This is a genomic window from Bacteroidota bacterium, assembly GCA_018831055.1.
GTDB lineage: Bacteria > Bacteroidota > Bacteroidia > Bacteroidales > B18-G4 > M55B132.
In genome coordinates, this window is record JAHJRE010000187.1 from 1 (window position 1) to 6811 (window position 6811).

General features: G+C 47.0%; 3 protein-coding genes and 1 pseudogene. 1 reads left to right on the top strand and 3 read right to left on the bottom strand.

Annotated features, from left to right (window positions below; genetic code table 11):
• Positions 1-12 precede the first annotated feature (12 nt).
• Positions 13-1874, top strand: a pseudogene (locus KKA81_12200) (type IIA DNA topoisomerase subunit B).
• Between the two features lie 33 nt (positions 1875-1907).
• Here the strand turns inward: KKA81_12200 and KKA81_12205 are convergent.
• From KKA81_12205 to KKA81_12215, 3 genes are all read right to left on the bottom strand, one after another.
• Positions 1908-3422, bottom strand: a complete 1515-nt coding sequence (locus KKA81_12205; GenBank protein MBU2651688.1) for an NAD(P)H-hydrate dehydratase — start codon at positions 3420-3422, stop codon at positions 1908-1910.
• 101 nt (positions 3423-3523) lie between these two features.
• Complete coding sequence (locus tag KKA81_12210; GenBank protein MBU2651689.1) at positions 3524-5938, bottom strand: TonB-dependent receptor; 2415 nt, start codon at positions 5936-5938, stop codon at positions 3524-3526.
• Between the two features lie 150 nt (positions 5939-6088).
• On the bottom strand, positions 6089-6616 hold the full coding sequence (locus tag KKA81_12215) for a hypothetical protein (protein ID MBU2651690.1): 528 nt from the start codon (positions 6614-6616) through the stop codon (positions 6089-6091).
• Positions 6617-6811: the final 195 nt, after the last annotated feature.

The following is a 6811-nucleotide window of genomic DNA, read 5'->3' on the forward strand; positions in this document are numbered from 1 at the left end:
ATCATGGGAGAAATGTCCGAAAAATATACAGAAGACAGTATCCGGTCGCTGACTGGAAAGAGCATATTCGTCTCAGGCCGGGGATGTATATTGGCAAGCTGGGCGACGGTGCATCTCAGGACGACGGTATTTACGTCCTCATCAAAGAGATCATGGACAATGCCATTGACGAGTTTGTGATGGGGTACGGTAAGACCATCGAGGTGACCATTACCGATCAAACCGTCACTATCCGTGACCATGGTCGGGGCATGCCCCTCGGCAAGGTCATCGACTGTGTATCCAGAATCAACACCGGAGCCAAATACGATTCCAGAGTTTTTAAAAAGGCAGTCGGACTGAATGGTGTCGGCTCCAAAGCGGTTAACGCGCTATCCTCAGAATTCAGGGTACAATCGATCCGGGAAGGACAGACCAAGATCGTGGAATACCAGCGCGGTGAACTTATCCTGGATGAACCCATCAGGGAAGAAAAAGAACTGAAACAAGGAACCATAGTTACTTTCGTGCCCGACAATGAACTTTTCGGCCATTTTCATTTTATCAATGAGTACGTGGAGAAGCTGCTCTGGAACTACGTTTTCCTGAATAAAGGATTAACCATACATTACAACGGAGAGAAGTTACGCGCTGAGAACGGCCTTCTAGACCTCCTGGAAAGAAATATCAACGGTAACGGTCCCCTGATCTACCCTATCATACATATCTACGACGGCGACTTTGAATGTGCCTTTTCCCATAGTTCCAGGCAATACGGCGAGGAATATTATTCTTTTGTGAACGGGCAATTTACCCCGCAGGGTGGGACACATCTTGCCACATTCCGTGAGGCCATCGTGAAGACCATCAGGGAATTCTACAACAAAGACTTCGACACGAGCGACATCCGTTCCTCCATCCTGGCAGCTATAAGCCTTAAAGTCCAGGAACCGGTTTTTGAGTCACAAACCAAAACCAAACTCGGCTCCCAGCTTATGGAGCCCGATGGGACAAGCATACGCAACTACATCGGAGACATCATCAAGAAACAACTCGATAATTTTCTGCACCAGAACGGGGATACGGCGGAAGCATTGTACCGTAAGATCCTGCAATCGGAAAAAGAGCGCAAGGAACTGGCAGGTATTAAAAAACTTGCCCGGGAAAGTGTGAAAAAAGCAAGTCTTCACAACAAGAAACTGCGTGATTGCCGCTTACATCTGAACAGCAATGATGAACGCAAACTGGAGACCACCTTATTCATTACCGAGGGTGATTCTGCTTCCGGCTCCATCACCAAAGCCAGAGATGTAGCAACACAGGCTGTTTTCAGCCTGAAAGGCAAGCCGCTGAACTGCTTCGGTCTCAGTAAGAAAATCGTTTACCAGAACGAGGAATTCAACCTCCTGCAATCGGCCCTGAATATCGATGAAGACCTGGAAAACCTTCGCTACAACAATATCGTGATCGCTACCGACGCCGATGTCGACGGTATGCATATACGTTTGCTCCTGCTTACCTTCTTCCTTCAGTTCTATCCCGACCTGATAAAAACCGGCCACCTGTACATCCTGCAAACACCACTTTTCAGGGTGCGCAATAAAAAAGAGACCATTTACTGCTATTCGGATGAAGAAAAAGGGGCCGCCATTAAAAAGCTGGGAACCAACCCTGAAATTACAAGGTTCAAAGGCCTGGGTGAAATATCCCCTGATGAATTCAAGAACTTCATCGGTTCATCCATCCGGCTGGATCCTGTCTTACTGAAACGGGATCTTCCCATACAGGAAATCCTTACCTTTTACATGGGGAAAAACACTCCCGACCGGCAAAACTTTATTATAGAAAACCTACGAGTAGAAGAGGATTTTGTTGAGGAATCCAAGGTTGCCTGATCCTACAGGAGACATTTACTTTGCAAAGCAATATCATTTTTGTATCAGATCTCTGAAAGCCCTTGTCAGGAATTCTGTGATATCTCCCGCAATCATTGCCGGTTCTGTGAGCCTTGATGCCGCATAATCCCCGGCAAGTCCGTGCATGTAAACACCCATTAGGGCTGCTTCCCCGGGTGAATAACCCTGGGCCAGGAATCCCAGGATGATACCCGTCAGCACATCGCCCGATCCCCCGGTGGCCATCCCCGGGTTACCGGTAGAATTAAACCAGCAACTCCCATCCGGACAGCATATGCTGGTATAAGCACCTTTGAGCACAACGTAAATCTGGTGTTTAACTGCAAACTCCCGCTGAATGTCCACCCTTTCAAAACAATCTCCGCTCTTGCCGGCCAGGCGTTCAAACTCTTTGGGATGTGGCGTCAAAATACTGTTGGGTGGAAGAAAAGCAATCCACGTCTTGTTCTCACCCAGGATGTTCAGGGCATCTGCATCCATGACCAGGGGTAAGGGACTGTTCTGGATCAGTACCTTCAGGGCTGTGGCAGTTTCTTTTGCTGTTCCCAGTCCGGGACCTATACCGATGGCGTTATAAAGTCCCGGGTCAGGGTGGCCCGAGAAAAACCTTTCGTTATCGTCGAGGCTCACCATTGCTTCGGGCAGGGCTGTTTGCAGGATATCATAGCCACACACAGGTACATGTGCAGTAACCAGCCCTGCTCCTGCCCTCAGGGCAGCCCTGGCAGCCATCACCGCTGCGCCTATCTTGCCATAGCTTCCTGAAATCAGTAAAGCATGGCCATAATTACCTTTATGCGAGAATTTCTTCCTGGGCTCATACATGGCAAAAATGTCTTTTTGCTCCAGGAAGAAATTTTTAACCGCAACCTGCTCAATAAAATCAGGATGCAATCCAATGGGCAAAACCAACCATTCACCCACAAACTGCTCATTTTCCGCGAAGAAAAAAGCGTACTTAGGAAACTGGAACGACAAGGTGTAATCCGCCTTGACAATGGCATTTCCATGTTTAACGCTGCAGGTATCGCTGAACAATCCGGATGGGATATCGATGGCAATAACCTTCCCCGGGGAGCTGTTGATATGGTGTATCACAGCGGCAGCAAGTCCTTCGACAGGCCTTGTCAATCCCGATCCGAAAATGGCATCAATAATGATATCGGAATCTTCCAGTTCAGGAAAGGCCTCCCCTTCTGTTATTTCAAATACCCTGATGCCCCCGACCAGATCAAGTCTTTCGTAATTTGTCTTAAAATCAGCGGTACTCCTGCCACCCAGCTTCAGAGTATGGATTTCCACCGGAACACCCTGCTTGGCGAGCTGGCGTCCGACAGCAAGCCCGTCACCGCCATTATTGCCCGGCCCGCAGAAGATCTTCACCCTTTCTCCCCGCTTAAGGCGTTTGTAAATCCATTTAAAACATTCTCTTGCGGCACGCTCCATGAGTTCAATGGAATCCACCGGCTCATTTTTTATGGTATAAGCATCTGCCTCACGGACTTTATCAACAGGTAGGATCTTCATAGGAAAAGAGGTTTTCCCAAAATTACGAAAAATCTAAGATCGGAGATCGGAGATCGGAGATCGGAGATTTCAATCATCGATCTCCGATCTCCGATCTTCGATCAAAAGCTTGCTTTCAGTGTCAGCATAAAGTTTCTTCCCGGGGCTGAGATACCGGAGCTGTAAGGCCGGTAGCGTTGATCCGTCAGATTCTCCACACCGGCAAAAACACTGAATACATCGGTGATCTGGTATCCTGCTTTCAGGTTTAGTGTATACCATGCAGGTGAGTATGGATTACCGTTAATATCTTTTGCATACAAATAATCCTTTCCCCTTTCTTCTTCAGGAAGGTTCTCATAGCTTACCTCCCCGTTATAAATAGCATACAGATCGAGGGTCAGTTTGCTCGCGTTAAAGGTCAAATGGGTTATCCCGAACCACGGAGCGGCATGCCTTAGCGGACTGGTACTGCCATCGTCCAGCTCTTCCTCACCTTTCTGGTAGTTAAACTGTGACGTGAGTCCAAACCCTTGTGGCAGATTGATCTCCACACCAGCCTGAATGCCATAAACATTGGCCTGCGAAGCATTCTGAATGGCCTGAACCCGGCTCATTTCACCGTCGTACATGATGCTGTCGAGACCGTTCAGAGTATAATCTCTTCGTACCATGGCATCATCCAGCAGGGTATAGTATCCTGTAACATCAATTCTCATATATTCACCAAAGACCTTTGACACTCCCAATTCCATATTCCACGCGTATTCCGCTTTGAGATCGGGATTAGGCACAACCACCGCACCCGGTTCAGAATCAAAAACTTTCCCGAGATCATCCACATTTGGGGAGCGGAATCCCGTGGAAGCATTGGCAACAATGGCCCATTGTTCCGTCGGATTGTAAACAATGCCCAGGTTACCCGTAAGGGCTCCATCGTTGATCTCCACTTCGGAGTAGGGGAATGGGTAGAAAACCAGATTATCGGTAAAATCGGCATTTAACACAAACTGGTTGTATCTGAGTCCTGCCTGTGCCAGCAGCTTTTCACTGATCTTAAACTGATAACTCAGGTAAGCAGCGTACGATGACCAGGTAGATTGGGGATAGCGGGATGGCCCCATGGTAAATATACCGGTAGAGATATCTTCATCCGTACCTGTTGAATTCACATCATTCACAACAGCCTCCAATCCGTAATAAAACACATGCCTTGATCCCAGTGTTTTCCCGAAATCGAGGTTCGCCGAATAAGCATAAACCTCTTCCAAACGGTTATAACGGGTGGATTTCCGGTAATCACGGTCTATCCTGCTTTCTTCGAAATATTGCTGAGCCAGCCGGAGTGTCATGTGGTCATAAACCGTATTCACCGACTTATTGGTGACCGTAAGGTTATTCATCATCCATATCTGCGGACCGTAGTACCATTCAGCACTGCGGGGCAATCCATTTTTCTTACGGATCAGCCGGTCGTAACGCGAATATTCTGTTGTGGCAGAATAATGAAACCCGTAAACGAATTCCCAGTGTTCCGAGGGTTTAAATCCGACCTTCTGCATCAGATTTACCTGGTTATATCCGGTAGGCTTCTGCACTTCCGGGTCATCATTGGTAACGACAACATCCGTACTATCCTGTCTTTGCACATACCAGGGCCGCAGGTAATCATCGGGGCCATAGCTTCCCATACGCAGGTCACCGAAGTGATTGCTAGAGAAGCTGGTTACGGACGCCCATTTCTTCCATCCTATTTTCACATGAAAATGACCTGTCATCTCATTATTCGCCGAAGAATACCTTGCGATGGCATTTCCCGTCACAAGGGTCTTACCGGTCAGCGAATACCTGGGCATAAGGGTCTGGAAACTCATAACGCCGCCGATAGCATCACTCCCGTATATCAGGGAAACCGGTCCGAAGATCACTTCTGCATTTTCCATGGCAAAAGGATCGAGGGAAATGACATTCTGCAGGTTTCCGCTGCGGAAAATAGCTGTATTCATCCTTACCCCGTCAACAGTATAAAGCAAGCGGTTGGTAGAAAAACCCCTAATCATCGGGCTTCCTCCCCCCTGCTGGCTTTTCTGTATGAAAATCTCTCCCGAATTACCCAGGAGGTCTGCCGCGGTCTGCGGGTTTTGCATGGCAATCTCTTTTGCAGAAATGGTCAGGATCTTCGCAGGCACCTCCCTTTCATCCATTTCCCAACGCGTTGCCGAAACAACAAGTTGGTCGAGAGAAATAGCCGTAGGATGCAAACTGAAGACAAATTCCATGCCTTCCAGTTCTGAGTAGCTTTTAGCTTCGGTCTTGTAACCGATCAGCCGGATATCTATCTTTTTCGCATCACGCAGCCGGGAAATATCCGCCTGTCCCTTTGCATTGGTGATGGTATAATAATTGGGGTCGTTGCTTGATAAGGTCACCATATCCAAAGGAGCCCCCGATTCGCTGTCGAGGACCGTGATGATCTGCGAAAAAACCGGAAAATTGATCAACAAGCTGATCAATATCAGGGTATTTATTCTTTTCATTTTAATTCAATTAATATAAAGCAATTTCGAATCTTATCTACCCCCTTTTCCTCCATTGAGTTGGCAGGGAAGAGCGGGTGTTGAATAAATCCGGATCCTACAAAAATCGTAAAGCTTGTCCTGGATAACGATCCTGTATATCATTCCAGGTCAACAAACTTTTGGAGGGGGAGAAAGCGGAGGTAAGTATACAGAAGAATAAAGGTCCAGGAAAAAGAAGCCGGGAACAAGGTCTTTCCCGGCAAGCCATCCGGCATATTCCACGATATTTTGAACAAACTGGACCTTGAGATAATCGACCAGTAATCTGCGGTTGCTATTTTGCTTATCCGATCCCATTGCCCTGGCTGTCATCTCGTTCAGTTTTCTGTTCAGACCGGTTTCCTTATCATCAGGCCAGCAAAGGTAGGCAACTGTATCGCCCAGCATTTCCGTTTCAACCACATCATACATCCTGCCATTAAACTCAAACTCCCGTTTATCTTTCCACGAAAGGAATGATTTGGCATCCCGGACATTGAACTTCAAGAGCTTCAGTTTACTTCTGTCGGGTTCAGTAAACAGTTTTTCCCTGATCTCCATACGAATGGCCTGCTTTTCGATGTACCAGGCAATGTTCAGCGAGAGCATTGGCAACACCATGGTAAAAAGGAGCAATATTCCTGTGTATTTCTTCAATCGTCAGAGATACGTTAAATCAGGTTGTAATGAAATGCGAAATTAGTAAATAATGTTAAGATGACGAAAAACCGGAAAATTGGCGATTCTGTATTCTGTATTCTGTATGTGCAATAGGATATGCAATTGAGAATTTACTATTTACAATGCATTGACAATATCAAATTGCATATTGCCAATCCTATAGTAAATACA